This is a genomic window from Tardiphaga sp. 215_C5_N2_1 (genome assembly GCF_052076055.1).
Taxonomy (GTDB): Bacteria; Pseudomonadota; Alphaproteobacteria; order Rhizobiales; family Xanthobacteraceae; genus Tardiphaga; species Tardiphaga robiniae.
Genome location: NZ_CP197240.1, coordinates 2,719,910 through 2,746,544 on the forward strand (window position 1 = coordinate 2,719,910; position 26,635 = coordinate 2,746,544).

A 26,635-nucleotide genomic window follows, 5' to 3' on the forward strand; every position below is an offset into this window, starting at 1 on the left:
TCCACATGCTGCCGTTTCCATTGGCAAGCATTACCGAATGGAGGTTCCGTTGGCCATCAAGAGAGCCGCAACTGCGTCGAAACGCGTCGACCAGACGGACCGTCCTGCTGCTGCAGATGGCAGTTCGCGAAAGATACTTCGCGCCCTGCTGGCCTTCTCCACCGATCGCCCGCGGCATTCCGCGGAAAGCCTGTCTGAACAGATCGGGGTGCCACTGTCGTCGACCTATCGGTACATTGGCATCTTGCGCGAAGCCGATCTCATCGACGAAGATGGCCGCGGCTCGTTCGTGCTCGCGCCGCGCGTCATCGGCCTTGCGCAGGCGGCCCGCGCCGGCACCGACCTTGCCTCCATTGCGCGCCCCTTCATGAAGCGCGTCTCTCAGGAAGTCGGCGAAACCATCATCTTGCTGCGCCGCTCGGCCGATCGCGCCGTGTGCATCGAGCGCGCCGAGTCATCGTCACGCATTCGCCTGACCTTCGAGGTCGGAACGGCGTTGCCGCTGCACCGTGGCGCCGGACCGAAAATGCTGCTCGCGCACATGCCCGAAGCTGAATGCGAGACAATCCTCGACGACGCCGTTCGGCGCGATCCCGGCTTCGCACCACATCGCAGGCTGCTGGTGCGCGAGCTCGCCGTGATCCGCGAGCAAGGATGGTCGGAGTCACGCGCGGAAATCACACCGCATGTTTATGCCGTCTCCGTTCCCGTCCGCGATTCCGGTGGCGTGATCGCCGCAATCTCTTTCGTGACGCCGGCATTCCGCACGCCGAAAGCCAGCCAGATCAGGTTGCGCGAGCATCTGCAGCACGCAGCCGCAGATATCAGCAAGGCCTACGCTGCCGTCAGCTTCTGACGGCCGCGTGTAACGGACACGATCAGATCGGATAGTGCTGCGGGCCGGTCTCGATGGTGATCCATCGCAGTTCCGTGAATTCGGCAATACCGGCTTTGCCGCCGAACCGACCGTAGCCCGACGCCTTCACCCCACCGAACGGCATCTGCGCTTCGTCATGCACGGTCGCGCCGTTAATGTGGCAGATTCCAGACTCGATCCGCTTGGCGACATCCAGCGCGCGGGCGATATCGCGGCCGAACACCGCTGCCGATAGTCCGTATTCGGTATCGTTGGCAACGCGCACGGCTTCGTCCACGCCATCGACGCGCACGACACTCACGATCGGCCCGAATGACTCCTCATTGTAGATCCGCATCGTCGAGGTAACGTGATCGAGTACTGTAGCCGACATCAGCGTGCCATCGACGCTGCCACCCGCCACAACACGGGCACCCTTGCCCACGGCGTCCTTGATCAGCGCCTGCATGCGATCCGCAGCATCCTTGCCGATCAGTGAACCGAGCGGTGTATCGCCCTTGCGCGGATCGCCCGCGACTAGGCTACCCGCCTTGGCCGCGAGCTTAGCCACGAAGGTGTCGGCGATCTTCTGATCGACAACAAGCCGCTCGGTGGACATGCAGATCTGCCCCTGGTTCATGAATGCTCCAAAGGCCGCGGCCGCCACTGCTGCATCGAGATCAGCATCGTCGAGCACCACCAGCGGCGCCTTGCCGCCGAGTTCAAGCAGCACTGGCTTGAGATATTTGGCGGCGGTCTCTGCGATGATGCGGCCGACGCGGGTCGAACCGGTAAAGTTGATCCGGCGCACGGCGGAATGCGAGATCAGCGCATCGATCAGCGCGGGCGCATCTTCCGGCGCGTTAGTGATCACATTAAGTACGCCAGGCGGCAGACCGGCCTCGCGCAGGCACTCGCCGATCAACCGATGTGTGCCCGGGCAGATTTCCGATGCCTTCAGGATTACCGTATTGCCGCAGGCCAGCGGCAACGCCACAGCCCGCACGCCCAGAATGACCGGCGCATTCCACGGCGCGATGCTGAGCACGACGCCCGCGGGCTGGCGGATCGCCATCGAGATGCAACCGGGCTTGTCCGATGGAATGACCTCGCCGGAAATCTGCGTCGTCATCGATGCCGCTTCGCGCAGCATGTTGGAGGCGAGATGAACATTGAAGCCGGCCCAGCCGGCAGTCGCGCCGGTTTCCGACGCCATCAAGGCAATGAAATCAGGCGCCTTGCTGGCAAGGATATCGGCCGCCTTCAGCAGGACGGCGCGGCGTGCGCCCGGGCCGGTCGCCGACCACGCAGGGAAAGCAGCGGCGGCAGCATCGGCAGCGCGCTTGGCATCGGCGATTTGGGCTGCCGCGGCGCGCGAGGCGATATCGCCGGTCATCGGATTGAGACGATCGAATGTCGCGCCGTCGATGGCCTGCACATCCTGGTTCTCGAGCAGCAGATTGATCTGGTTCATGATGATGTCCTCCGTTGGATGTTTCTTTGAATTTCAAGCCGCGCCGCTGGCGAGCCCGCCGAGATAGGCGCGGCGCACGGCGTCGTCGGATTGCAGGGCTGCGGCGGTGCCGCTGCCGGTGATCTTGCCGTTCTCGATCAGATAGCCGCGATCGGCGATAGCCAGACTCTCGCGTGCGTTCTGTTCGACCAGCAACAGGCCGACGCCGGTCTCGCGCACCTTACGCAAGGCGGCGAACAATTCCCGCACCAGCAACGGCGACAGACCGAGCGACGGTTCGTCGAGCAGAAGAATGTCGGGGTTCGACATCAGCGCACGACCGATTGCTACCATCTGCTGCTCGCCACCGCTCATGGTGCGCACGGTCTGCGCCAAGCGTTCGCCAAGCCGCGGAAACAGCGTCATCACCTTGGCACGCTGCGCTGCCTCGACCGCCCGCGCACGCTTCGGGTTGGCGCCGAGCAACAGGTTTTCGGCCACTGTCAATTCGCCGAACACGCCGCGACCTTCCGGCACCAGCGCAAGCCCGGCTTCCACGATCTCATGAGGCGGCAGACGGGACAGATCACGACCGGCGAGTTTGACGATCTTGGCTGGTGACGGCAGCAAGCCGGCGATGGCTTTGAGCAACGATGACTTGCCCGCGCCATTGGCGCCGAGAATGACAATGATCTCGCCGCGCTCGACATGGAGCGCCGCATCGCTCAGCGCGTGATGCTGGCCATAGGTGACGCTGATATTGGAGACCTCAAGCATCCGCCGGCACTCCCAGATAGGCTTCGATCACCGCGGGGTCGCTCAGCACAGCAGCTACAGGCCCTTCTGCAATCTTGCGGCCACCGCTCATCACCACGCAACGATCGCAGAGCGAACGGATCGCATCCATCACATGCTCGACCAGCAGGATCGACAGCCCTTCCTCCTTGAGCGATCGGATCAGCTCGATCCCGATCAGCAATTCGGACGGGTTCAGACCGGCGAGCCATTCATCGAGCAGCAGCAGGCGCGGCTGCAGCGCCAGCGCGCGTGCCAGTTCGAGCCGCTTGCGGTCGATATAAGTGAGCTCCGATGCGGGCCGTCCGCCAAATCCAGCGAGACCGACCCGCGCGAGCAGGCCAGCCGCAGCGGCCGCCATCGCGTCGCGTACAAGCGGCGCATGGTGAAAGGCTAGCCCAGCCTCAACATTCTCGCCGCAGGTCATGCCGTCGAGCACGCGGACCAATTGGAAGGTGCGTGCCAGACCGAGACGCGCGATGCGATGGGTCGGCCAGCCCGCGATGTCGTGGCCGGCGAAGGCAATCACGCCAGCATTCGGCGACAGCACGCCGGAGATCAGGTTGAGCGCCGTCGTTTTGCCAGACCCGTTGGGACCGAGCAGCCCGACGATCTCGCCGGCATGCACCGTCAGGTCGATGCCGTTGACAGCGATGAGACCGCCGAACGCGCGGGTCAGGCCTTCGATGCGCAGGACTGGCGTTGCACTGAGGGTCATGCCTGCGCTCCCCGCATTTTTGAGGCCGTGGGTCGCCAGGTTTTCAACCTCTCCCAGAGGCCGACCACGCCTGATGGCAGCGCATAGACGATCAGGAGGAAGACCACGCCCATGATCAAGGTCGACGTGCTGGGAAAGCGCGCCGACAGAAAGTCGAACAGCAACGTCAGCGGAATGGCGCCGAGCGCCGGCCCCCACAGGCGGTGGGCGCCGCCAAGCAGTGCCATGATCACCACTTCGAAGGAGATGGTGGCGTTGAAGGCGATCGATGGCTCGATATAGGTGAAGCGCGGCGCCATGATCGCACCGACCAGCGTCATGAAGGTGGCCGTGATGGTGAACAGCGCGACCTTGGCGATGGTGACATTGATGCCGCAGTGTCGTGCCACGGCCTCGTCTTCGCCGATGATGCGCAGTGCGAAGCCGAAGCGCGAGCGGGCAATCAGCCAGCCGGTACCGAACACGATGACGGCAAGCGCCAGCAGCTGCCAGTAAATGTCGTTCTGGGTGATATCGACAAAGACGTAACGGCCGAGCACGCGGGTCTTGTTGACCTCGTACCAGACCACGATCTGGCGCACGAGTTCGGCGAGACCGAAGGTGAAGATGACGAAATGCACGCCGCTCAGCCGCAGCGTCGACAGGCCGACGATGACGGCCATGACCGCGCCGATCGCAGCCGCGATCAGCAGCACCAGCGACCACGGCAATTGCTCGCCCAGCACGGCGACGGTGTATGCGCCGACACCGAAGAAGGCTGTGGTCGCCAGCGACACATAGCGCGTCGGGCCAGAGAACATGCCCCATGCCGTCGCCAGCACCGTGAATTGCAAGAGACTGATGGCGAGCGCGAGGTGATAGGCATCGACAATCATCGGGACGAATGCGAGCGCAACCACGGCTGCGAGGCAGATCGCGGCAGTCGTCATTTGGGTACGGCTCATCGCTGCGCCCTCCCGAAAATGCCGGCCGGCTTCACCAGCAGCACGCCGAGAAACAGCGCGAAGTTAACAGCAAGCGTCAGGCCAGGATCAATGAAGGTCGCCACCAGCGCCTCACTCAGGCCGAGGGCGAGGCCAGCAACGAGGCAGCCGAGCAGATTGCCGACGCCGCCCATAACAACGACGATCAGCGCCTTCATGGTGAACACCACGCCGGAAGTGGCGCTGAAGGTCAGGAACATGCTGATCAGCACGCCGGCAGACGCCACCAGCGCGCCGCCGAGCGCAAAGGCCAGCGCCGATGTCCTGGTGACATCGATGGCAACAAGCTGCGCTGCGATGGGATCGACGGCTACGGCGCGGATGGACGTCCCGATCCGTGTGCGGGTCAGCGTCAGATAGAGCGCAAGGCCGACCACGACCGCAAGCCCGAATGCAATCAGGCGGTTCAGTGCCAGCACCTCGCCGACGATCGTCACCGGCACAGCGAGGAACGAGTAACTAAAGTAGGCGCCGCCAAACATGGTCAGCATGATGCCCTGCACAATGAACATCATGCCGAAGGTGGCTAGAATGCTGTCGACCTCAAGGGCGTCGCGGGTGCGCGCGCGGCGCACCAGCGGCGTGAGCAACACGCGGTACAAGAGATAGCTGATGCCGAAACTGACCGGAATGACAAACGCCAGTCCTGCGAGCGGATTGAGCGCCCAGCCGGTGAACAGCCAGTAGGACGCAAAGGCCGCGCCGATCAGGAACTCGCCATAGGACAGGTTCATGATCCGCGCCACGCCATATTGCAGGGTGAGCCCCATGGCGATCAGCGCGTACATGCCACCCAGCACGAGGCCGGTGAGAACCGCGTTTGTCATTCTGTCAGACCAGATACGGGAGGGACGCGATCACTGCGCCTTCCATGCCGGCTTCGGCACGACCGGCGCACGCGCGCCTTCGTTACCCGACGGGCCGACGCCATAGAACTCGCCGTCCTGCCACTGCCCGACCCACCAGTATTTGGTCGGCATGTTGTTCTCGAGCTTCACCTTGCCAATCACGGTGTCGAAGGTGCCGCTCTGCAGATCCTTGATGACCGCAGCGCGATCGACCTTGCCAACCCGCTCGATCGCCTGCTGCAGCATCTGCAACCCGGCGTAGGTGACCGCACTGGCCCAGCGATCCGGCTCCGCGCCATTCGCCGCCGACGCCTTGTGCCGCGCCAGATAGTCCTTGATGGCCGGGCTGTCGCCATTCCAGCCGCCGATGCCCATGACGCCTTCCGCGCTGGCGCCGAATTTCTGCTTGAACAGCGGGAATGCAGTGCCGACACCGGTGTAGAAGATCTTCGGATTGAAACCGGAGATGCGTGACTGTTCAGTGATCGCGATCGTGTCCGGCGGATAGCTGAAGGCGATGAACACGTCGGGGTTCAGCGCCTTCACCTCATTGATGATCGGGCTGAGATCCTGGGTGCCGACCGGGTAGGTCTTGTCATAGGCAAGTTTGAACTTGGCGGCTGTAAGAGCTGGTCTGGCGGCACCAGAGAGATCGATGCCGAAGCCGTCGGCGATGCTGGCCATCGCCACGGTGTCGCCGATCTTGCCTTCAGTGCGCAGCTTCACCAGCAGCTCAACCAGCGTCTTGGCAGCATCGGCGCTGGTGCCGAGCAACCAGAAACTGTTGGGCCAGCGCTTCGCCTGTTCTGGCGCACGGTCAGTGACCGCCGTCGAGGCGATGTGCGGATAGCCGGCCTTGTTCAGGATCGGTCCGACCGCGAGATTCAGGCCGGTGCCCCAGGGCGGCAGGATAAAATCGACCTTGTCCTGGGTGATCAGCCGCTCCAGCGCCTTGGCGGCTTCCTCGGCGCTCGACCGGTCGTCATACTGGACGACCTCGATTGGGACGCGCTTGTCGCCGAGCTTGAGCCCGCCGGCGGCGTTCACTTCCTTCACCCACAGCTCGTAGTTGGGAATCGTCGTTACCGCGGCGCCGCCGGCGGCTGGGCCGGTGCGCGAGATGGCATAACCGATCTTGACCGACGTCTGGGCCTCGGCTGCACCGTCCCACCCGACGAACGCCGCACCGGCCACTGCGAGTAGTCCCGCCGCAAGGCGCTTGACTGCTGACACCATGTTATCCTCCCCGAATTCTTTTCACCGACGCCTTGTGGCGTTCGATGGCCGGAGACTAGTCCAGCGTTTGGGGCTGGGAATTGGACGCATCCGGGGAAAGATTGTATTGATCCGTGTAGGCGAGCTATTTCACGCGACGGATTGTCCCAGTGCTTGAGACCGCGCACATCGTTTCGGGTCCCACCGGCTTCGCGGAGAAGCCGCTTCCGGCACTGCATGCGGAAAGATTCGCACCCGGACTGGCGCCGCGCAGCTGGATCATCCGGCAGTCGGTTGCCAGGCGCTCGCACCTGCTGGTGATCGAAACCCGGCGCGGCACCGCCACGATGCGCGGCACCACGGTTGCCATTCAGTCCCCCGGCCTGTTGTGGCTTCCCGGCGATCACGAAGGCACGTTCGAAGTCGAAGCCGGCGCACAAGGCTATCTGATTTCAGTGTCGGACGATGTCCTCACCCGCACCGTCGCCGGCAGTGCCGAGGCGCTGCATCTGCGGCGAACCATCGACCGGCTGGTCCTGCGCGAAGGCACGCAACTCGCGACGACTTTTGCGGCCATCACGGAATCCTGCAGCACGCTGGTGCGTGAGTTGAATACGCCGGGCCGCGGCAGCGCGACGATGACATCGACGCATGTGTTGTTGCTGTGCCTCCACATCTGGCGCTCGGTGATTTCGGAGGAAGCCCCCGACGATGCTGCACAGCGCGGCGACGGCCCGCGCCTCGTCGGCAATTTCCTGCAGATGGTCGAACTGCATTATCGCGACGGCTGGCCCATCGCACGCTATGCGGCTGCACTTGGCGTCACTGACGACAAGCTGCACGCACATTGCAAGCGCGAGAAGGGCTACAGCCCGCGCGCCATCGTGCATCAGCGCCTGATTCACGAAGCCTGCATGCGGTTGCGGCAGCTCGATCTGCCGGTCGAGCAGATCGGCTATGGCCTCGGCTTCCGCGATCCCGGCTATTTCAATCGCTTCTTCCGCAAGTATCAGAATGCGTCGCCAGGCGCCTATCGGCGTCGCGCGCGGCTTGATCCAAGTCAGCACGGCCCGTCCTATGCGGCCTGGCCGTAACTGTCCCACGCTCGATCAGTGCTGTATCTCTTTGAAACCTGCGTGATCAATTTGAAACAGCGCGCGTTAAGCATGACTCGATATTGAATCGGGGTCACAATATCCATTTCCGCGCTCTGTTTCAGATGTCACTTCAAGACGCCGTTCACCATTAGGCCCGAAGCGCTGGTGAAAAGTGCCTACGAGATCGTCGTCGACGTAGGATTGCACCCATAAGACGCATGCGACGGCGCCAATTACCGACTCCAGGTGGAGCGGAATACTACTTGGCGCGGCAGGGCTGCATTTGCTCGACTGTGTCCGAGTGTTTCCGCTGATATGCCTTATCGCGAAGGCAAAATCTTAGACGTTGTGCTGGTGACAAAAGCCTGCGAAAGCAGGATATTGATGAAATTGCGACTTATCAGCGCACCTACGGTATTGGCGTTCACCCGTTTTCATAGTGTCGGCCCATGACCATCGAGATCGTCCAGATCGTCCAGGAGTTGAGTTCGGTCGGCGGCGTTGAAAGCGTGGCCAGCGAACTCGCATGCGCATTCAGTCGCGCCAAAATCGCCAACACAGTTCTCGCCAGCGCCGTCGGCGACAAGGCAACGCCAGGTACGCGCATCGAGCGCGTCGGCGCCTGGCTTTCGCACATCAAGACGCGCGGCATCCTGCGCTATCTTGGTCGCGCTTTTGTCGTTCCCACCTTCACATTACTGGCGACGCGCGCCGCCTATCATCATCCCAAGGCCGTCATCATCAGCCACGGCGACAGCCTGACGGGCGACGTGTTGGTCGTGCACGCGGTCAACGCGCAGAGCCTCGCCGAAAAGCGCAACGCCGGCTCCTGGTCATGGATGCTGAATCCCATGCATCTGTGGGTGGCCCTGCGTGATCGCTGGATGATCGGCGGCCTGCGCTATCGCATGTATGTCGCGGTCTCGCCGCGCGTCGCAACTGAACTGCAACAGATCTACAAGGTGCCAGCGTCGCGCATCCGCGTGATCCCCAACGGCATCGACCTCAATCGCTTCGCCCGCGACACCGCGGCCGGTCTCAGGATCCGTCAGGAATTCGGCATCCCGGTGGACGCAAAGCTGCTTCTGTTCGCCGGTCATGAATTCCGCCGCAAGGGTCTGGCACATGCCATCGGCGCGCTCGAACGCCTCGGCCCGGATGTCTGGATGCTTGTGGTGGGCTCGGATAATCCCGCGCCCTATCGCAAACTGGCGACGACCTCCGCCGATCGGCTGGTCTTTACGGGATCGCGTACCGATATGCCGGCCCTCTACGCTGCGGCCGACGCCTTTGTACTGCCGACTGCCTATGAAACTTTCTCGCTGGTCTGCATGGAAGCCATGGCCTGCTCGACGCCGGTTTTTGCAACGCCGGTCGGCGGCATCGAGGATTATCTCGTCGATGGCGTAAACGGCTATCAGATCAAGATGGACGGCGCAGACATCGCCGACAAGATCGCGATGGCTTTCTCCGATCCGGCGACACTGGCCCGGCTGTGCGAAGGCGCGCATGCCACGGCACTGAATTACGGCTGGGATTATGTCGGTTCGCGCTACATCGAGCTGCTGGAGCAGGTGCAGGCGTCGAAGAACGAATTTGCGCCGGGCGCTATGGCGGTCGGCGCCTGATCGCAAGCGCCTGCTTCAAGGGCGCGGCCGATCAGCCCCCCGCTTTGCATCGGCGGCCTGCTGGCAGGCCGACACCAGCGCATTCGCCACCACCTCGTAAGTAAAACGCGTCAGCACGTTGTCGCGCGCGGCCGCGCCGCGGTCCAGCAACTGCTGCGGGTGGGCAGCAAGCCGATCCAGCAGTGTCGCCAGTGCATCGGGATCCCGTTCGGGAATAGTCCAGCCGCCCTTGCCGACAACATCGGGAATAGCGCCGCCCGTCGAACCGATCACCGGCACGCCGCAAGCCTGCGACTCGACGATCACCCGGCCGAACTGCTCACGCACGGCGCTGGTGGTGCGTGTCAGCAAGATCATTGCATCGAGACCGCTCAGGAATGACGCGACATCGGCCGGTTTGCCCCAGCCCCGGAATGTGACACGATCAGTCAGTCCCAGTTCGTTGACGCGCAGTTTCAACGCAGGCTCATGCGGACCTTCGCCCATGATCGCCAATGTCACATTCGCCGTGGCGCGCTTCATGGCGTCGAGCGCGTCGTCGAGACCCTTCTCCTCGACGAGACGCCCGACATAGCCAATGCGTAGTCCCCGCCCGGGCGCAATCGGCGCCTGGCGCTCGCCGGTCTGATTGAAGGTCGCAAGATCGACGCCATAGCCAATCGGCGACGTCGGCCCGGTATAACCGCGCGCGCGGACGACTGCTGTCGCCTCCGGACTGCGCGAGAGGATATGATCCGTGTTCCGCAACACGACCTTGCGGATGAATTCGAACGGTGGTGGCAAGCGCTTCAGGATGTTCTGATCGACTTCCAGGACCATCGCGGCCCGGCCCTTGAGGATGCGCGCCTGCATCGCGACGACGCTCCACGGCTCTTCCCAGAGATGGATCACATCGGGATCGACCTCGCGGATGAGACGCCGCAAGCCCGGATAGAAATGTAGATACCAGCTCATCGGGCCGGCGCGCGGCAGGCGGATCGGCATCACATGCACGGTCATGCCGGGATCGTCGGACGGATCTGCAATGATCGTACGGCCGAACTGGTACCAGGTGGCCGGGACGACGAGATGCATGTCGACGTCATCACGTCCGACGAGTGGATAGTATCGCAGACGCCCCGCATCGCGGCTGACAGCGGAATGGGCGATGGAAAGAACCTTGAGACGACGACTGCTAGACACGCCCCGTCATCCTCGCGGCCACACCCGTCAGGCCAGACAGATGGAGCTCCATGGTCGCGAGACTGCGATCCGAACCATTGATCGTGCAGCGTGGCAGGTTGTAGGCATCCTGGCCATTGCGCACGAGGCCCTTGCGGGTCGTCGCTGCACTCGCATAACCGGCATCGCGCGCGATCGCGAAATCGCGCGGACCGCAATCGCCCGAACGTCCATAGGGAAATGCGAAATGCCTGGCGGGAATACCAAGGCGCTCGACCAACCGATCGCGACTGCCCTTGAGCTCGAAGCGTGCGCCATCGGGTGACAGCGACGAAATACGGGCATGCGTCACGGTGTGGCCGCCGATCTCCACCAACGGATCGTCGCGCAACTCTTCGAGCATCTCCCAGGTGATCGCATGCTTCCAGTGCATCGCGTCGATGTCGACACCATTGAGCTCGCAAAACTTCTTGTAAGAGGCTGACGCCTGCGGACCGTCCCAACGATCTGCAATACGATAGAATGCCGCACGCTTGGCATCAGACGTCGGCACGTCAATCGCGCCATCCTCAAGGATGACGCGGTCGTTGTTGAGCAGCGCATCTTCCAGACCTGCGGCCCACAGCGGAAGCGTACCGTCAGGAATGCCCGTCGTGACAAACAGCGTCACCGGCACATTGTGACGGCGAAACAGCGGCACGATCTCCTCATAGGTATCGCGATAGCAATCGTCGACGGAGAAGTTGACGAAGCGATCGTTGGACTTTCCTGCCTTCGAGCGCTGGATCGCTTCTTCCATCGTCACGACATCCCAGCCGCGTTGCTTCAGATGCGACAGGAACTGATCGAGAAAATTCGTGTCGAGATAGAAGTCGCGGTTCGGCAGCTTTTCCCAGGCCCGAGCGGAGGCGCCGCGATGAAAGGTCATCAGGCAGCCACGCGTGCCCATGAACATATCGGCAGCCATGCTGATCGGGCGAACCAGCGCTTCGGAAGACGCCATGCGTCGGGCGGCGCTGGATAACAGGTGCTTCATCGAAAAGTCCTCAGACGATCAAGGCACTCTCTAATACAAAAACACATATCAAAATCACAAGCGCCCCCGGACGCGCGCAAATGCCGCAATGTAGACGCCCGGCATCAGCATCGCGACAGACAGCGCAAGGCAGACCAGATAGGCAAAGCCACCGGCGAAAAGCCGCTGCCACGGGCCCGTCAGAACCTCGTGAATTTGCCAGCTGAAGAGCGCCATCAGCGCCGCCGGGAAACACGCGAGAAACATCAGGTAGAGTAGCTTGCGCCGGGACCCCAGGACGATCATGACGCCAGCCAGAAGAACGATACCACGGGCGGCTTCACCCAGTCCAAGCAACAAGGTGCCCCATTCATGCGCCGCGGGCAGGTATGAGGCGAGAAGGTTAACTACGATATTAACCAGATAGGCACTGACGATGATGGCAGCAGCCGCAAAGTTCCGGCCTGCGCCATTGAGGATGCGGATCAGGATCCAGCCAAGCGTCGCGGCCCACAGACCAAGTGCAATGCCGCGCAAGGCCTGACTGGTCAGGAACAATGCGTGCTCGTTGAAGGCGCCGCGCAGAAACACCAGCCGCACGATCTCCGGCGCGAACATCGCGAGAAAGACTGACGCTGGCACTGCGAGCGCGAGAATAGGCCGAGCGATCCCTTCGATCTGCGCGCCGACGTCCTTCGGCGGGTGGCTGGACAACACCGCCAGCCCGACTGGCTGACTGATCAGCAGCAGCGCGCTTTCGGTCAGTGTCCGCGCATAGTCCAGCGAGGCCACCGCACCGGTCCCGACCCGCGATGCCAGCAGGCGTTCGATCCAGACATTGGCCTGTTCGGCGACCGGTAGCGCGAGCAGCGGTCGCAGCCGACGGAAGAATTCGCGGCCTGACGCCAGCACCGATGACAGCGACAGGCCCTTGAAGCTGAGCACGCCCTCGCGCCACATCGTGTAGAGCCCCCAGGCGCCGAGCGCGTTGAAGGCAGCCGAGAACGACCAGGCCAGTGTATGAAAGTTGCCGGACACAGCAACGAGGGCAATGCCCATCAGCACGGCGACGTTCAGGATGCTGGCGCGGATATTCGTCAAGCGGGTCCGACCGAGCGCGATTTCGCCTGCAGCCAGCACGTTGATCATCGCCGAGGCCGGCATGCCCAGCGCCATGATGCGAATGAAGTCGAGAGTGAGGCTACGCCCCTCCGCCGAAAAGCCGCCGACCAGCGCATCCACAGCCCGCTCACCGAGCGCCTGCAGCCCGATCATCAGGATCATGGCAATGCCGGTGATCGCCACCGTCATGGCGCCGAGGCGCTGAGGTCCGTTGCCGTCCTTCAGCGCATCCCGGTGCATTGGGATCATTACGGCGGGGACGGTTTCGTTCTGCAGAAAGGCCAGCGGCAGCATCACCGCCGTGATCGCACCACGAAAACCGTCGGCGACCAGCGAAGCGCCAAGCACCTGCGCCATCAAGATCTCACGGCCGAAACCCAGCAGCTTGCTGGTCAGCGCACCGCTGATGAGAATTGCCGTAAACTTCCGCGTCGAATGCCGGGCGCCGCTCATAAGCGCGCCGCTGCGGTCCGATCAGGGACCGTCCGAGAACTCAAATTGCAAACTGAACGGCGATACGCGGTCACACGGGAGCTCCGGCAGCCGCTCGCCCGATCAGGTTTGAAACGGTCTGCAGCATCTGATCGACACTGTAATGCGAGCGCGCCCGCGCTTCGGCATAGTGCAACTGGCTCGCCAGTTCAGGCGGGCGCGACATGACCTTGGTAATAGCGGCGGCCAGCGCCTCGGCATCCCCGGGCGGCACCAGCGTCCCGGCCTTGCCGGCTTCGAGAATATCAGACGCCGCACCGGCATCCGTGGCAATCACAGGCACATCCGCGAGCATGGCTTCGACAAGCGTGCGACCGAAGGGTTCGGGATCAATCGACGGATGGATCATCGCATCGACAGCGCGCATCAGCCTCGGCACGTCGCTGCGCTGGCCGAGGAAATGCACGCGATCGCCAAGACCGAGATCCGCCACCATCCGGTTGAGCTTCTCGGCATAAGGCTCTTCGCCAAACAGCGCAGCCCCTGCAATGATACAGCTGACGCCCGGTGTCTTTGCCAGAGCCTGCAACACGATATGCTGGCCCTTCCAGGCCGCGAGGCGGCTGAAGACGCCGACGAGCGGTCCTTCAGGCAATTTCAACTCGCGCCTGATCTCGAGCGGCGTGCTGGCGTCCGGCGGCACATCAAGACCGTTAGGCACGATCGCGACCAGCTCCTTGCGGCCGCCTTGCGCAATGAAGGCATCTGCAGCAGCTTGCGAAGGAACGACCACTTTTGCCGTACAATAATTCGCCAGCGCCACCTGCACGCGGCGCTGCGTGGCGCCGAAATGCTCACTGCTGATGATATCGTGCAGGTGCCAGATCAGCGGACGCCGCGCCAGCGTGGCGGCCACGGCCGATAACACAAAGGCCTTCTGCGAGTTCGCATAGATGACGTCATGACGGCGCGCTTCGCGCGTCAATTCGGCAATAATGGCCCCGAGCCGACCAATCAGCGGAAAGGCTTTCAGGATTGAGCTGTCGCGCCTGACATCCGAGAGCCCCTCGCCCCAGCGCGACACGCGCACCTTCAGGCCCTTGGCTGCGAGCGCCTGCTGCAGCGGACCATCCTCGAACAGGAAGGCCGCCTCGCCCACCCATGGCTGAACGAGATCGATCAGAACGAGTTCAGCGCCGGAGATCGAGCCCGTATGGCAGACGAACAGAACGCTGGGAGCGGGCATCACGTCGCTCCGGCATAGGCATTATTCGAAACCCGGTCTGCGCCGCTCGGCGTATTGGCGTCCGGCATCATCGTGACGGCAATGCCGAAGACGCTGCCGCCCGCGACCCGGATCGCGCTGGATGTCGCCACTGCCTGCCCGATCGACGAGCGGCCGGAACGCATGCAGAGCAGTACGCCATCGACCTGTCTGGCCAGTACGCCCAGATCCGTCTGGATGCCCGGCGACGGCGCGTCGATCAGGACAACGTCGTAGATCTGGCTCCAGAGCAGGAGATCGCCGAGCGGTTTACGCATCAGCAATTCGGCGGATGCCGAGAACGGCCCGGCAGGAATGACGTCGAGATTAGGAGTCGCGGTGCGGACCACCGCTTCGCGCGGCGTGATGTCGCCGCGCAGAATTCCCTGCAGCCCCATGCTGCTGCGCAAGCCCAAGGCTGTTTCGAACTTCGGCGCGCCGAAATCGCATTCGATCACCAGCACGCTGCGGCCAGCCGTTGCGAGATATTGCGCGAGAGTCAGGGTCAGAAACGTTTTGCCCTCGGCCGTCGTCGGCGACGCGACCAGAATCTTGCGGCGTGTCATGGCGTCGTTCGACGCGAGCAGGCCCGTCGCCAGATCTCGGAGTGCATCCTGATAGTGCGGATCCTGCAGCGCGAGCGGCAGCGCACGCGCCAGCGAGGCGCCGGACTGCGCCGTGAGGATCGCACCGATCGGCGATTCCGATGGATCGCGCTTGACGGTCGGCAATCGTGCCAGAACGGGCGCGCCGGTGACGACGGCCAATTCCGATGACGACGTCGGCAGCGGCGGTCCGGGACGCGGCGTCACGGGGGCAGTCGCCTGAACAGGGGCCGGAGCGACGGGTGCAGCGACTGCGACAGGTGCAGCTACGGCGGTAGGCGCAGCGGCGGCAGGCGCGTCTGCACGCACCGGGCGAATAGTTGCCGTCCGCAGCCGGGACAGACCCGCAAGATTGACGCGATCGCCGAAGAAGGCTGCGACGAATGCGAGCAGCAGGCCGAGCGTGCCGCCAGCGGCCAGGAACGGAATTTTCTTCGGGAAAAACGGCTTGGTCGGCAGTTCGGCAAGGCTGACCAGCCGTGTATTGCCAATCAGCACGCGGCGCTCGGTTTCGAGTTCGCTGGCGCGCTTGTAGAGATCGGCATATTGCTGGCGCTTGATCTCGGTACTGCGCACCATGCTCTCGATCGAGGCCTCGTCCGATGTCGCCGAGCCGACTTCAGCCTTCACGGCATCCATCTGCTTTTTGAGTGCGTTCACGAGGGCGTCATTGGCGTCGAACGCCTTCTGCGCGCTGGCGGCAATGCTCGCCACTTCCGTGGCCATGCGCTCCTTGATCGCGGACTGCTCCTGCTCCAGCGCACGCAGCGACGGATGCCGCGGCCCCAGCACATTGGCCTGGCTGGCAAGCTGCGCGGTGACGACCGTGAGCTGCTGCTTGAGATCGGCGATGGAGCGGTTCGACAGCACGGAAGGCGAGTCCACAGCACGGGCCTGATTGGCCTTGATCTCCTGCAGGCGGGCGAGCGCATCAGCACGCGCGGTCTCGGCGGTCGACAGCTGCTGGCTGATACTGCTCAGCCGCTCCGAGCTGATCGGTGCCAGCGATCCGCGCATCAAGCCCTTGTTGCGGCGAAATGCCTGGATCTTGGCATCGGCATCCCGCAACTCTGCATCCAGCTGCTTGGCTTCCTTCCAGAGATAGGACGCGGCAACCTCGCGGCTGCTCGCACCCGATGTCCGCTGCTCGTCGAGAAACGCATTGGTCAGCGCATTCGCCATCTTCTGCGCAACTTCGGGGATCGACGAAGTGTAGGAGATATTGATGACGCGCGAACGTCCGACAGCACCGATCGCGAAATTTCCCGACACATAGTCGATCAGCGCCGCCGTATCAGTCTTCATCTTTTCGCAGGTGGAGCTGCTGCTCCTGCTCTGACACTCTTCAATCGCGGCTTCCGTGACGCCCGGCTGCTGCATGGCGAGCCGCATCACCCGCGGCGAGCGCGCAATCAGCAGTTGGCTTTCGACGTCGGCGGGGTCGCCGATCTTCTGCGCCCAGGCGGCGGATGCATTGCTATTGCTGGGCTCCTGCTCGGCAACGATCACCGAACCTGTGGCGAGATAGCGCACCGGCAGCACAACCAGCGCAATGACCGTCAGGATCATCACGCCGAGAAACACAGCACCGAACAGGCTACGATTGCGCCAAACCCTGAGCAGCGGGCTCTCGCCCGCCGCGCCATCGGCGGCTTCCGTATTCGTAACGATGGCGCGTTTGGTGAACATGCGCGTCAGACTTTACTACGGGGCGCTGGCACCGCACATCCCTGCGCCGTAACGGTGCTCACCCAGCGCAACCACCCATGACCGACCGCGACACGCATACTGAACCCTTTGTCCCCCGAACCACAAATCCACTGCGGGGAGCAGGTCTACTATCCATTCATTAGGGATGTTTTGGTTAAGGGCGGGTTTAAAATGCTAACCAATACCTTTGCGCTGCCTAATTAGTAGGCTGCTACGCCTCCCCCGGACCGGTGCCGCATTAGCGAGCCAGGTAGGTGCGGCAGCTTTGGTTGCGAGCCGGAACCAAATCTCGCAGCGCGGCGTTCCGGCATTGCTGCAACCGGAGTTCCCCGATGAGCCTTCTGAAATGGGCGCTGATCTTCTTTCTGATTTCCGTCGCCGCCGGCCTGTTCGGCTTTACCGGCATTTCCGCCGCCACGGCGGATGTCGCACGCGTACTTTTTTATATCTTCCTCGTGATCTGCATCGTGCTGCTGGTATTGGGGATCACGATCTTTCGGGCCTGACGCGCCGGCCGGCGCGCCAGTTCCGGAATCTAGTGAATACCGACACCGACCAGCCGATCGACCAGCGCGCGGTCGGCGGTCAGAACATCCGGCGCACCGCTCCAGCTGGTGCGGCCACGCTCCATCACCATGACGCTGCTCGCGAAATCCAGCGCGCGCTCGATTTGCTGCTCGACCAGAATGATGGTGACTTCACTGGTGGCGGCCAGCTTCGCCAACAATGCCATCAACTCGTCGCAGATCACGGGCGCGAGGCCTTCCAGCGGCTCGTCCAGCAACAGGATCGAGGGCTTGCCCAGCAGTGTCCGGGCCATCGACAGCATCTGCTGCTCACCGCCTGACAGCTGCTTGCCGTAATTGCCGCGGCGTTCGCGTAGCCGCGGAAACATCGCATAGGCTTCATCGAGCGCCGACGCCGGCCGCCCCTTCAGCCCGGTGCGCAGATTCTCCTCCACCGTCAGCGAGGCGAAAATGTCGCGGGTCTGCGGCACATAGCCGATCCCGAGATCCGCGCGCGCCGAGGTCCGCTTGGCCGTGACGTCCTGGTCGCCGATCCTGATCTCGCCGCCATGGCGCGTCGTCAGGCCCATCAGCGTCGCCAGCAGCGTGGTCTTGCCCATGCCGTTGCGGCCGAGCACGGCGAGACGATCACCTGCTTTCACCGAGAACGAAATGCCCTCGATGATCCGCGTCGGGCCATAGCCGGCGCTCAGGTTCTGGATATCAAGTGGCGCGGCGGGCATCGGCATAGCTCCCCAAATACGCGCGGCGCACTTCGTGATCGGCGGTGACCTGATCAGGCGATCCCTCGAAGATCAACCGCCCGGCCGCCAGCACCAGCACACGCCTGGCGAACTTGAACACCAGATCCATGTCGTGCTCGATCATCAACACGGCGATATCAGGTGGCAGCCGATTGATCGCCTCAAGGATTTTGGGCGCCTCGTCATGCGGCACGCCCGCGGCGGGCTCGTCGAGCAGGAGCACCTTCGGATGCAGCGCAAGGCCGATGGCCAGCTCGATCAGGCGCTGCTGGCCATAGGCGAGCTCGACCACCTTGCGATAGGCCAGCCTGTCGAGACCTAGATGGCTAAGGATCTCACTCCACTCGGCACGCACCTCCGGCAGCTCCGTCGAGCTCGAGAAAAACCGCCGCGTGATGCGCTTGCGCTGCATGATCGCCAGCGCGACATTGTCGGCGACAGTGAGATTGGCAAACAGCCGCGTGGTCTGGAACGTACGCACCAGACCGCGACGCACGCGATCCGGAATGCTGAGACCGGTGATCTCGTCACCGCCCATGAAGAACTGGCCTTCGCTCGGCGCAATGTCGCCGGTGATCAGATTGACCAGCGTGGTCTTGCCAGCACCGTTCGGGCCGATCAGCGCAACGCGGTCGCCGGCGGCCAATTTGAAATTGACGTCGCGCGTCACATGCAGACCGCCGAACGAGCACGACACGCCGCGGGCTTCGAGGAGATTGGTCATGCCGCCTCTCCCTTGCGCTTGAAGCGGGAGGCCAGTGACAGCACCGGTTCGATCAGCCCGCGCGGCGCGAACACCACAATCAGGATCAGCAGCAGGCCGACTAGCGTCATCCAGTGGAACGGATTGGCGGCGGCCACGATATGCTCGAAGATCATGAAGATGATCGTCCCCGCCAGCGCGCCCCACAGATGCCCTGCACCGCCAAGCACCAGCATCACCAGAACTTCGGCTGATCGTTCGAAGCTGACGCTATCGAGACCGACGACGCCGGTGCTGATCGCCGTCAGCGCTCCACCGATCCCGGCAACAGCACCAGCGACGCCATACATCACGACAAGGCGCGGATAGATCGAGACGCCGATCATCTTGGCGCGCAGATCGTCATCCTTGATGCCGCGGCACATCAAACCGAACGGCGAGCGCACGAAACGCTGCAGCAGCACGAACACAATGACCAGCACACCCAGCGAGAACAAAAACGCCGTGCGGCTATACATGTCGAAATTGAAGATGCCGAACACCTTGCCCGGTGTGATGCCTGACAGGCCGTCGCTGCCGCCGGTCAGCCACGACAGCTTGTTGGCAAGTGCGGCGACCAATTGCCCCACGGCAATCGACAGCACCAGTTGTGGGAGCCCGCGAAACCGCGTGATCAGCGCACCGGAGATCAGCCCCATGACCGTTCCCGCGAATACACCGATCGCCAGCAACGCAATGGGATCGGCGATGCCACGCACGCAAGCAATGCCGGCGGCATAGGCGCCGACGCCGAATTGCGCGGCATGGCCGAGGGTGGCGACGCCGCAATAACCTGTGACCAGATCGAGCGACAGCACCAGGAATGCGATGCCGATCAGCCGCGTCAGGAACGCCAGATCGTCCGGATACAGAAAGTAGCCGATAGCACCGAGCACGATGATACTCAGCGCACCTGCCGCCTCCTGACCGAAGGGAATGCTGCGCTTGTGCGGAACCTGGGTCGCGACGATCTCGCTCATGCGTGCGACCTGCCAAATAGGCCATGCGGAAACAGGAACACGACGACGATCACCGACAGATAGAAGAAGAAATCGCCGAACTCCGGCGCGAGATATTTACCGGTGGTGTCGGCGAGGCCGAGCAGGAGCGACGCCGACAGAGCACCAAGGATCGAGCCTGCTCCGCCGACAGAGACGACGACGAGGAACGTCACCATATAGCGCAGTGCATAGAACGGTTCGATCGGCAGGATCTCCGCGCCGACCACGCCACCAAATGCGCCGAGCCCGATCGCCAGCGCGAAGGTCACTGCATAGATAATTTCGGTGCGGATGCCCAAGGCGTCCGCCATACCACTATGATCGACCGAGGCGCGTAGCTTGATTCCGAACTCCGTCTTCTCGATCAGCAGCCACAGCGCCAGCGCCGTAACCACGCCGCAGGCGATGACAAAGATGCGATGGGTCGGCAGCATGCGGAAACCGATATCGAGCGGACCACTGAGGGTCTGCGGCAGCGGGATCGATTTCAGCGACGGGCCGAAGATGAAATTGACGATGCCGATGATGAAGAACGTGATGCCGATGGTCATCAGCACCTGAATCAGCGGATCGGACTTCCGGTAGATCCGACGGTACAACAAAATCTCGAACGGGATCGAAACGATGATAGTGCCTACCACTGCCATCAGGATCGCGACGCTGTAATGCACATGCAGGTCGCGGATCGCATAGGAGGCCAGATAGCCGCCAATCATGGCGAAAGCGCCATGGGCGAGGTTCACGACGCGCATCAGCCCCATCATGATGGACAGGCCGATGGAAATGATGAACAGCACCATCCCGTAGGCGACGGCGTCGGTCATGATGCTGAAGACGGTACGCATGATTGATCCTATGCCGAAGCAGCGCCCGAGCGCCATTCCGGAAACTGCGGCATGGCGTCATGGACGACAGCGCCGCGCACCATGGTGAGTAACACCTTCGTCTCTTTCAGAGGGAGGCAGTCGGCGGCGAAGGGATCGCGATCAAGGGCGATCAGATCGGCCGCCATGCCCGGCATCAGCGTGCCGCGCCGGTCTTCCTGCCTCATCGCGATAGCGCCACCGACCGTATAGCTGTGAATGGCTTCGCGGACGCTGATGGCTTCCCCCTGCCCGATCGGCGCACCGCTGTCCGAGGCGCGGCTCACCGCATCGGCGATGCCATCCCACGGAGACCACGACCCGGTCGGCGCATCTGAGCTTGCGATGTAAGTGACACCCGCGCCGATCACGGAGCGGCCGGGATAGCAACGATCGGCGCGCGGACCGAAGGCGCCGGCAATCGAGCGCCGCATCCGGGTGAGAAAACTTGGCTGGGTGACGACGAGCGCGCCCAATGCCTTCATCCGTGCCAGTCCACCGGCGGGTGGCACGAAGTAATGTTCGATGCGATGCCGGGCATCGGCGCGGGGATACGCTGCCTGCGCCTTCTCATAGGCTTCGATGATGCACTCGATTCCGCGATCGCCGGTACAATGAACAGCGACCTGCCAGCCGTCCGCATGGGCCTCGGCGATCACGCGCTGCAGTTCGGTTTCATCGCGCATGAACATGCCGCGGGATGGCGTATCGAAGAAATCCTCGCTCACCGCCGACGTTCGCGCGCCGACGATGCCATCGGCGAAATATTTCAGCGTCATGGACTGCCAGTCGGCGTCGTGCGTCGGCGCCAGCCCACGCGCCGCCGCTTCAGCCGGATCGAGCTGGTTCATGAAGCCGAGCCGCATTGGCAGCACATCGCCATTTGCGCGGATCTCGTTCCAGATCGCGAATTCATCATCGAAGCCGACGGTGAATCCGACCGCGGCTTCTACGGCAGCAACAAGACCGAACCTGGTGCTATCGGCAATCGTCGCGCGCAGAGCTGCGGTGAGCTCATTGCGATCCATCGGCGGCGCAGCACGGAATATCAGTTCGGCTGCGCTTTCTTTGGCGCTGCCGTCCAGTCGGCCATCCTCGGAGCGCCCGAACGTACCGCCTTCCGGGTCGGCGGTGGCATCGTCGATGCCCAGCAGTCGCAGCGCGGCACTATTGACGATGGCGACATGACCGCAGAAGCGGCGGATCAGCACCGGATGATCGGAAATGACGACGTCGATCTCGGCCCGTGTCGGCAGCCGATGCTCCGCCAGCCCGTTCTCATCGAGGCCCGCGCCGTAGACCCATTTATCACTTGGAATGGCGCGCGCACGCGCAACCAGCAAATCAAGCACATCGGATATCGTGGGCGCATCGCGCGGCGTCACCGGCACCTGCAGTCGCGCATGAGCGATGGCGAACAGATGAATATGCGCGTCGGTGAGGCCGGGAATGACGGTGGCACCCGCGAGATCGATGGTCTCATCGGCGGATGGCGCAACATCTGCTGCACCAATCCAGACAACTTTGCCATCGCTGACGACGATGCTGCCCGCGGGGGTTTCATCCCAGGCAGAACGATAGATGCGGGCGTTGGTTAATCGAAGCGAGCGCGCGCGGCTGGTCATGTCGAAGGAAATCTCATCTCGCGCGACGATGTCGCAGAAAGAGGGGGATTCCGCAACGAGGCGGAATCCCCGGCATTGCCTACTTCGCGCTCAGCGCCCAGTCCGGCTGATCGGCGAAGGTCTGGCTCTCCTTGTTGATCAGCTTGCCGTCCACCTTCTCCACACTGCGCAGATAGACGTTCTGGCGAATGTGACGCGTGGTGGGATCGATCGACACCGGACCGCGCGGGCTGACCCACTTCATGTCCTTGACGGCGTCGACCGCCTTGGCGGCATCGCGCTTGCCGTCAGTGGCCTCGATCATCTTGTAGATCAGGCGCGCGCCGTCATAGGCCGCGACCGACGTCATGGTGACTTCGTCGAGGTTGCCGCCGCCCTTCTTGATGGTGGCAAGGAAGGCCGCGTTTTCCTTGGAATCGTGCGACACCGAATAGTGATAGGTCGAGAGGATACCGATGCCGGCATCGCCAATGTTCGGCAGATCCGGCTCGGTGACGACGTCACCGGTCGACATCAGCTTGACTCCGCCGGCCTTCAACCCGTTGTCGATATAGGCCTTGACGAACCCCAGCGTCGGCGGGCCGGATGGCAGGAAGGTGAAGATGGTGTCCGCGCCGGAATCCTTGATGCGCTGCATGATCGGGCTGAAGTCGGTGGTGGCGAGCGGAATGCGAACCGCTTCGACCACCGCGCCGCCCTCACCTTCGAACGTCTTCTTGAATGCCGCTTCAGCATCCACACCCGGACCGTAATCGCTGACCGCGATGGCCACCTTCTTGGCGCCGTTCTTCAACGCAATTTTCGCGGCAGGCACGGTATTCTGCCACATCGTGAACGAGGTACGGACGATATAGGGGCTCTTCTCGACGATCGACGAGGTCGCCGCATTCATCACGATCAGCGGCGTCCTGGATTCTTCCAGCAGCGGCGCGATGGCCATCGCGTTCGGCGTGAAATAGACGCCAGCGAGATATTGCACCTTGTCCTTGACCAGCAGCTCCTGCGCCAGCGCCTTCGACTTGGCGGGATTCGGGCTCTCTTCATCGCGATAGATGAATTCGACATCATGCTTGCCAGCTTTGGTGCCATGCTCGGCGACCCAGGCGTCTATGCCCATCTTGAAGTTCTTGCCAAACAGCGCGTAAGGGCCCGACATGGTGCCGATCACGCCGACCTTGATGGTGTCGGCGGAGGCCGTGCCGGTCATCAGGCCGAGAATGGCCAGTGCAAGAATGGATTGGCTGCGTCTGTTCATTGCGATTGTCCCCGTTGGAAAGTTAAGAAAACGATTCGGCAAATCTGTATTCAATAAACGTGCCGAGATGGCCCGTTTGATCCGGCGTGAGCGCGCCGAAATGACGCGTCAGAACATCTCGAAATATTCGCGCTGCTCCCAGTCGGAGACTTCCGCCTGGAAGCGATCAATCTCGGCATTCTTGATATGCGTATAATAGTCAACCATCGTCGCGCCCATCTTCTCGCGGAAGAAAGGATCTTCCTTGAGCGCGAAGGTTGCCTCGCGCAGCGACTTTGGCAACAGATCGGCATTGGTCTCGTAAGGCGTATCGGCTGATGGCCCTGGATCGAGCTTGCGATCGACGCCGTCGAGACCCGACAGGATCTGCGACGACATATAGAGATAGGGATTGGCGGCGGGTTCGCCGACGCGATTCTCGATACGCGTCGCGGAATCACCGGCACCGCCGAGCACACGCAGCATCGCGCCACGATTGTCGCGGCCCCAGATCGCCCGATCCGGCGCCAGCGAATAGGAGCGATAACGCTTGTAGCCGTTGATGGTCGGCGTCGTGAACACGGTCGCCGCGCGCGCATGCGCGAGAAGACCTGCGAGATAGCCTTGCCCGAACGAGGACAGCGGCTGCGTACCCTCGGTCGGCATGAATGCGTTTGCGCCGGTGGCACGCGACACGATCGACTGATGCAGATGCCAGCCAGATGACACCACATTCGGGATCTTCGGCCGGCACATGAAGGTGGCGTGATAGCCGTGACGATGGGCGATCTGCTTCACGGCGCTGCGAAACAGCACCATGCTGTCGGCGGGTGTCAGGCCGACAGTCGGTGCAAAGGTGAATTCGCACTGGCTCGGACCGTATTCGACTTCGACAGACCGCAGCGGCAGACCGAGCGCAATCACGTCGCGCCGGATGATTTCGAGCACCGGCTCCATCTGGTCGTAGCGCTGCTCGGTGAGATAGTTGTAGCCGTGCGAGAGCAGACTGACCTCCGGCGGATTGCCGGGCTGGCCGGCATCCTCCGGCTTCATGCGGTTGTTCTCGACGTTGAAGATATGAAATTCAACTTCAAGACCGGCGACGAAATCATAGCCACGTGCGCCGAGATCGCCGAGCACCTTCTTGTACAGGTTACGCGTCGCGAACGGCACCGGACGGCCATCAGCGAAATGCACGTCGCAGAGAACCCATCCGGTCTCAGGCGCCCAGGGCAATATCCGAAACGTGCTGGGATCGGGGATCATCAACACGTCGGCCGCGCCCTGCATCTCGGGAATGCCGAAGCCGCCGCCGGCGGTGAACACCGGAAACACCGTCTTGTGCGACGTGTCCTTGGCGAACATGGTCGTGGTGATCGAGCAGCCGCTTTCGAGACAGCGCAATGCCTCGCTGGCGATCAGCGTCTTGCCGCGCAGGATGCCGTGCTGATCCGGAAACGACAGCCGGATCACTTCGAGCTTGTGCTCTTCGACCATGCTGCGCAGCCGGACGGCTGCTTCCTTTTGCTCCGCGGACCACAAACCGTGACGTTCAACGAAACTCAACGCACTCTCCCGCGCCTGTTCTGATCGATCTTCACTCTGCCGCCGGCAGGTGGATGACATTGGACCCCGGCTCGGTCTGATCGGCCGGAGCGGCTGCCATCCATGGCGCACCACGACGACGGGCGACGTCGACTTCCATCCAGTAGGTTTCCCAGCCCTTGGTCGGCCCGATGCCGTCCATGGTGCCCGGGCCCTGAATGCTGCGCGCGGTGTCCGCATCGAGAGACATCATCGGCCTCTGGCCGCCGGCAACCTTCTCGATCTCCGCACGCAGCAGCTTGCGATAGGCGATGATCGCCTTGTCGCTGGAGCCGAGATGCTCGCGGGTTCGGTCCTGGATCTTGCCCATGGATTCCACCGCCCACTGGTCGTGGACGTTGATGTCGGCGCCCATGCCGGTATAGGTCTCGTGCTTCTGCTCGTGCGGATTGAAGCCGTAGTCGTTGGTCTTGTTCTTGCGCGAGGTGTAGTTCGGCAGCTCGTAAAGTTCGAGCCGCTGGTCGGTCATCTTCTTCTTGTCGACCGGCGTCGTGTAGCTGGTGAAGATCGCATACCAATAGCAGTTCTCGTCATCCACCGGCACGTGCCACTGGGTGATCGTCATCTCCGTGCTCATGGGGATGACGAAGCCATGCGGGAATAGCTGGTTGGTGACGCGCACATGGGTACGCTCATCGTCGAGCTCGCGCAGCGCGATCAGGCGCAGGCCGTATTCGGTCGATTCCACATTGATGATCGGGCGATCATATTCGCGCAGGATCTTGGTCATCGGCAGTTCGGTGCCCGCGGAGGCGCCGCGGAACTGCTTACCGTAAGATGCCTTGACGTCCTCGTCCTCGAAGAAGCGGTGCAGGAACGAGGCGTGGGCGGGATCGATGCCGACTTCCAGCGCTTGCAGCCAGTTGCATTCGAACAGGCCCTTGAAGGCGAAGGTGTACTGACCTGGGGCCGCGAAGCAGTCGATTTCCGGGAATGCCGGCGGCTCGCCCTCGCCCAGATAAGCCCAGAGAATACCGCCCTTCTCGACCACGGGATATGCGCGCTGCTTGATGCCGGCGCAGAGCTTGGAGGTCTTCGGCTCGGCCGGCGTCTCCAGGCACTTGCCCTCGACGTCGAACAGCCAGCCGTGAAACGCACAGCGCACACCGCCGCCTTCGAGACGGCCGAACGCCAGATCGGCGCCGCGATGCGGGCAATCGCGGTCCAGCAGGCCATAGCGGCCCTGCTCGTCGCGGAACAGGACAAAATCTTCGCCGAGCAATTTGACAGGACGGATCGGACGATCCCCTTCGAGCTCATCGACCAGTGCCGCCGGCTGCCAGTATTGGCGCATCAGCTTGCCCGCGGGCGCCTTGGGCCCAATGCGGGTGATCAGGTCGTTCTGCTCTTGGCTCATCATGGCAAGATTTCCTTTTTAACTCTGGCGATGCGC

General features: G+C 62.7%; 23 protein-coding genes. 4 read left to right on the forward strand and 19 right to left on the reverse strand.

Going from position 1 to position 26,635, the window contains the following annotated elements; genetic code table 11:
* Positions 1–49 precede the first annotated feature (49 nt).
* Entirely contained in the window at positions 50–856 is an 807-nt protein-coding gene (locus AB7828_RS12995) for an IclR family transcriptional regulator (protein ID WP_170849559.1), read from the forward strand.
* Positions 857–878: 22 nt separating this feature from the next.
* Here AB7828_RS12995 and AB7828_RS13000 read toward each other — a convergent pair whose 3' ends face one another.
* From AB7828_RS13000 to AB7828_RS13025, 6 genes are read right to left on the reverse strand one after another with little or no spacing between them, the layout of a single operon-like run.
* On the reverse strand, positions 879–2,330 hold the full coding sequence (locus AB7828_RS13000) for an aldehyde dehydrogenase (protein ID WP_441230355.1): 1,452 nt from the start codon (positions 2,328–2,330) through the stop codon (positions 879–881).
* 33 nt (positions 2,331–2,363) lie between these two features.
* Positions 2,364–3,086 (reverse strand): ABC transporter ATP-binding protein, encoded by a 723-nt coding sequence (locus AB7828_RS13005; RefSeq protein ID WP_120291622.1) that lies wholly within the window; start codon positions 3,084–3,086, stop codon positions 2,364–2,366.
* Entirely contained in the window at positions 3,079–3,822 is a 744-nt protein-coding gene (locus tag AB7828_RS13010) for an ABC transporter ATP-binding protein (protein WP_441230356.1), read from the reverse strand. The genes AB7828_RS13005 and AB7828_RS13010 overlap by 8 nt, the downstream gene beginning before the upstream one ends.
* Positions 3,819–4,766, reverse strand: coding sequence for a branched-chain amino acid ABC transporter permease (locus AB7828_RS13015; RefSeq protein WP_441230357.1), 948 nt, complete (start codon positions 4,764–4,766; stop codon positions 3,819–3,821). The genes AB7828_RS13010 and AB7828_RS13015 overlap by 4 nt, the downstream gene beginning before the upstream one ends.
* Positions 4,763–5,632 (reverse strand): branched-chain amino acid ABC transporter permease, encoded by an 870-nt coding sequence (locus AB7828_RS13020; protein ID WP_068735257.1) that lies wholly within the window; start codon positions 5,630–5,632, stop codon positions 4,763–4,765. The genes AB7828_RS13015 and AB7828_RS13020 overlap by 4 nt, the downstream gene beginning before the upstream one ends.
* Positions 5,633–5,662: 30 nt before the next feature.
* Positions 5,663–6,889, reverse strand: a complete 1,227-nt coding sequence (locus tag AB7828_RS13025) for an amino acid ABC transporter substrate-binding protein (protein ID WP_441230358.1) — start codon at positions 6,887–6,889, stop codon at positions 5,663–5,665.
* A gap of 149 nt (positions 6,890–7,038) precedes the next feature.
* On the opposite strand from AB7828_RS13025, the gene AB7828_RS13030 reads away from it, so the two are divergent.
* Both AB7828_RS13030 and AB7828_RS13035 read left to right on the forward strand, forming a co-directional pair.
* Entirely contained in the window at positions 7,039–7,962 is a 924-nt protein-coding gene (locus AB7828_RS13030; RefSeq protein ID WP_441230359.1) for a helix-turn-helix transcriptional regulator, read from the forward strand.
* Between the two features lie 452 nt (positions 7,963–8,414).
* Positions 8,415–9,593 carry a glycosyltransferase family 4 protein gene (locus AB7828_RS13035; RefSeq protein ID WP_175368361.1) on the forward strand — a complete coding sequence of 393 codons (1,179 nt, stop codon included), beginning with the start codon at positions 8,415–8,417 and terminating at the stop codon, positions 9,591–9,593.
* 15 nt (positions 9,594–9,608) lie between these two features.
* Here the strand turns inward: AB7828_RS13035 and AB7828_RS13040 are convergent, their stop codons facing one another.
* The 5 genes from AB7828_RS13040 to AB7828_RS13060 form a co-directional block, all read right to left on the reverse strand.
* Complete coding sequence (locus AB7828_RS13040) at positions 9,609–10,775, reverse strand: glycosyltransferase family 4 protein (protein ID WP_175368360.1); 1,167 nt, start codon at positions 10,773–10,775, stop codon at positions 9,609–9,611.
* A complete protein-coding gene (locus AB7828_RS13045) occupies positions 10,768–11,790 on the reverse strand; it encodes a polysaccharide deacetylase family protein (RefSeq protein WP_231079759.1) in 1,023 nt (340 codons plus the stop codon). Before AB7828_RS13045 ends, AB7828_RS13040 begins: the two co-directional genes overlap by 8 nt.
* Positions 11,791–11,844: 54 nt before the next feature.
* Complete coding sequence (locus tag AB7828_RS13050) at positions 11,845–13,344, reverse strand: lipid II flippase MurJ (RefSeq protein ID WP_441230360.1); 1,500 nt, start codon at positions 13,342–13,344, stop codon at positions 11,845–11,847.
* A 70-nt stretch (positions 13,345–13,414) separates the two neighbouring features.
* On the reverse strand, positions 13,415–14,569 hold the full coding sequence (locus AB7828_RS13055) for a glycosyltransferase family 4 protein (protein ID WP_441230361.1): 1,155 nt from the start codon (positions 14,567–14,569) through the stop codon (positions 13,415–13,417).
* Positions 14,569–16,881 carry a GumC family protein gene (locus tag AB7828_RS13060; RefSeq protein WP_441230362.1) on the reverse strand — a complete coding sequence of 771 codons (2,313 nt, stop codon included), beginning with the start codon at positions 16,879–16,881 and terminating at the stop codon, positions 14,569–14,571. The genes AB7828_RS13055 and AB7828_RS13060 overlap by 1 nt, the downstream gene beginning before the upstream one ends.
* Positions 16,882–17,234: 353 nt before the next feature.
* Here AB7828_RS13060 and AB7828_RS13065 point away from each other — a divergent pair, with 353 nt between their 5' ends.
* A complete protein-coding gene (locus AB7828_RS13065; RefSeq protein WP_089265352.1) occupies positions 17,235–17,408 on the forward strand; it encodes a DUF1328 domain-containing protein in 174 nt (57 codons plus the stop codon).
* 29 nt (positions 17,409–17,437) lie between these two features.
* Here AB7828_RS13065 and AB7828_RS13070 read toward each other — a convergent pair whose 3' ends face one another.
* The 8 genes from AB7828_RS13070 to AB7828_RS13105 all read right to left on the reverse strand — a co-directional run bounded on the left by AB7828_RS13070 (position 17,438) and on the right by AB7828_RS13105 (position 26,602).
* Entirely contained in the window at positions 17,438–18,151 is a 714-nt protein-coding gene (locus AB7828_RS13070) for an ABC transporter ATP-binding protein (protein WP_089265716.1), read from the reverse strand.
* Positions 18,132–18,896: an ABC transporter ATP-binding protein gene (locus tag AB7828_RS13075; RefSeq protein ID WP_439062809.1), complete on the reverse strand. Its 765-nt coding sequence runs from the start codon at positions 18,894–18,896 to the stop codon at positions 18,132–18,134. The genes AB7828_RS13070 and AB7828_RS13075 overlap by 20 nt, the downstream gene beginning before the upstream one ends.
* Positions 18,893–19,894: a branched-chain amino acid ABC transporter permease gene (locus AB7828_RS13080; RefSeq protein WP_441230363.1), complete on the reverse strand. Its 1,002-nt coding sequence runs from the start codon at positions 19,892–19,894 to the stop codon at positions 18,893–18,895. Before AB7828_RS13080 ends, AB7828_RS13075 begins: the two co-directional genes overlap by 4 nt.
* Positions 19,891–20,760: a branched-chain amino acid ABC transporter permease gene (locus AB7828_RS13085; RefSeq protein WP_120291915.1), complete on the reverse strand. Its 870-nt coding sequence runs from the start codon at positions 20,758–20,760 to the stop codon at positions 19,891–19,893. The genes AB7828_RS13080 and AB7828_RS13085 overlap by 4 nt, the downstream gene beginning before the upstream one ends.
* Before the next feature lie 8 nt (positions 20,761–20,768).
* Positions 20,769–22,403 (reverse strand): amidohydrolase, encoded by a 1,635-nt coding sequence (locus tag AB7828_RS13090; RefSeq protein ID WP_441230364.1) that lies wholly within the window; start codon positions 22,401–22,403, stop codon positions 20,769–20,771.
* A gap of 79 nt (positions 22,404–22,482) precedes the next feature.
* The gene (locus tag AB7828_RS13095; protein ID WP_441230365.1) at positions 22,483–23,658 is read right to left on the reverse strand and encodes an ABC transporter substrate-binding protein; all 1,176 of its coding nucleotides are present in this window, start codon (positions 23,656–23,658) and stop codon (positions 22,483–22,485) included.
* Positions 23,659–23,766: 108 nt separating this feature from the next.
* Entirely contained in the window at positions 23,767–25,203 is a 1,437-nt protein-coding gene (locus AB7828_RS13100; RefSeq protein WP_439091953.1) for a glutamine synthetase family protein, read from the reverse strand.
* A 31-nt stretch (positions 25,204–25,234) separates the two neighbouring features.
* Positions 25,235–26,602, reverse strand: a complete 1,368-nt coding sequence (locus AB7828_RS13105; RefSeq protein WP_068735228.1) for an aromatic ring-hydroxylating dioxygenase subunit alpha — start codon at positions 26,600–26,602, stop codon at positions 25,235–25,237.
* Between the last annotated feature and the right edge of the window lie 33 nt (positions 26,603–26,635).

Bases quoted from the DNA above. Each gene is read 5' to 3' on its own strand.
- AB7828_RS13000 (WP_441230355.1), bottom strand. From the start codon at position 2,330: ATGAACCAGATCAATCTGCTGCTCGAGAACCAGGATGTGCAGGCCATC.
- AB7828_RS13005 (WP_120291622.1), bottom strand. From the start codon at position 3,086: ATGCTTGAGGTCTCCAATATCAGCGTCACCTATGGCCAGCATCACGCG.
- AB7828_RS13010 (WP_441230356.1), bottom strand. From the start codon at position 3,822: ATGACCCTCAGTGCAACGCCAGTCCTGCGCATCGAAGGCCTGACCCGC.
- AB7828_RS13015 (WP_441230357.1), bottom strand. From the start codon at position 4,766: ATGAGCCGTACCCAAATGACGACTGCCGCGATCTGCCTCGCAGCCGTG.
- AB7828_RS13020 (WP_068735257.1), bottom strand. From the start codon at position 5,632: ATGACAAACGCGGTTCTCACCGGCCTCGTGCTGGGTGGCATGTACGCG.
- AB7828_RS13025 (WP_441230358.1), bottom strand. From the start codon at position 6,889: ATGGTGTCAGCAGTCAAGCGCCTTGCGGCGGGACTACTCGCAGTGGCC.
- AB7828_RS13035 (WP_175368361.1), top strand. From the start codon at position 8,415: ATGACCATCGAGATCGTCCAGATCGTCCAGGAGTTGAGTTCGGTCGGC.
- AB7828_RS13045 (WP_231079759.1), bottom strand. From the start codon at position 11,790: ATGAAGCACCTGTTATCCAGCGCCGCCCGACGCATGGCGTCTTCCGAA.
- AB7828_RS13050 (WP_441230360.1), bottom strand. From the start codon at position 13,344: ATGAGCGGCGCCCGGCATTCGACGCGGAAGTTTACGGCAATTCTCATC.
- AB7828_RS13055 (WP_441230361.1), bottom strand. From the start codon at position 14,569: ATGCCCGCTCCCAGCGTTCTGTTCGTCTGCCATACGGGCTCGATCTCC.
- AB7828_RS13060 (WP_441230362.1), bottom strand. From the start codon at position 16,881: ATGTTCACCAAACGCGCCATCGTTACGAATACGGAAGCCGCCGATGGC.
- AB7828_RS13065 (WP_089265352.1), top strand. From the start codon at position 17,235: ATGAGCCTTCTGAAATGGGCGCTGATCTTCTTTCTGATTTCCGTCGCC.
- AB7828_RS13070 (WP_089265716.1), bottom strand. From the start codon at position 18,151: ATGCCCGCCGCGCCACTTGATATCCAGAACCTGAGCGCCGGCTATGGC.
- AB7828_RS13075 (WP_439062809.1), bottom strand. From the start codon at position 18,896: ATGACCAATCTCCTCGAAGCCCGCGGCGTGTCGTGCTCGTTCGGCGGT.
- AB7828_RS13080 (WP_441230363.1), bottom strand. From the start codon at position 19,894: ATGAGCGAGATCGTCGCGACCCAGGTTCCGCACAAGCGCAGCATTCCC.
- AB7828_RS13085 (WP_120291915.1), bottom strand. From the start codon at position 20,760: ATGCGTACCGTCTTCAGCATCATGACCGACGCCGTCGCCTACGGGATG.
- AB7828_RS13090 (WP_441230364.1), bottom strand. From the start codon at position 22,403: ATGACCAGCCGCGCGCGCTCGCTTCGATTAACCAACGCCCGCATCTAT.
- AB7828_RS13095 (WP_441230365.1), bottom strand. From the start codon at position 23,658: ATGAACAGACGCAGCCAATCCATTCTTGCACTGGCCATTCTCGGCCTG.
- AB7828_RS13105 (WP_068735228.1), bottom strand. From the start codon at position 26,602: ATGATGAGCCAAGAGCAGAACGACCTGATCACCCGCATTGGGCCCAAG.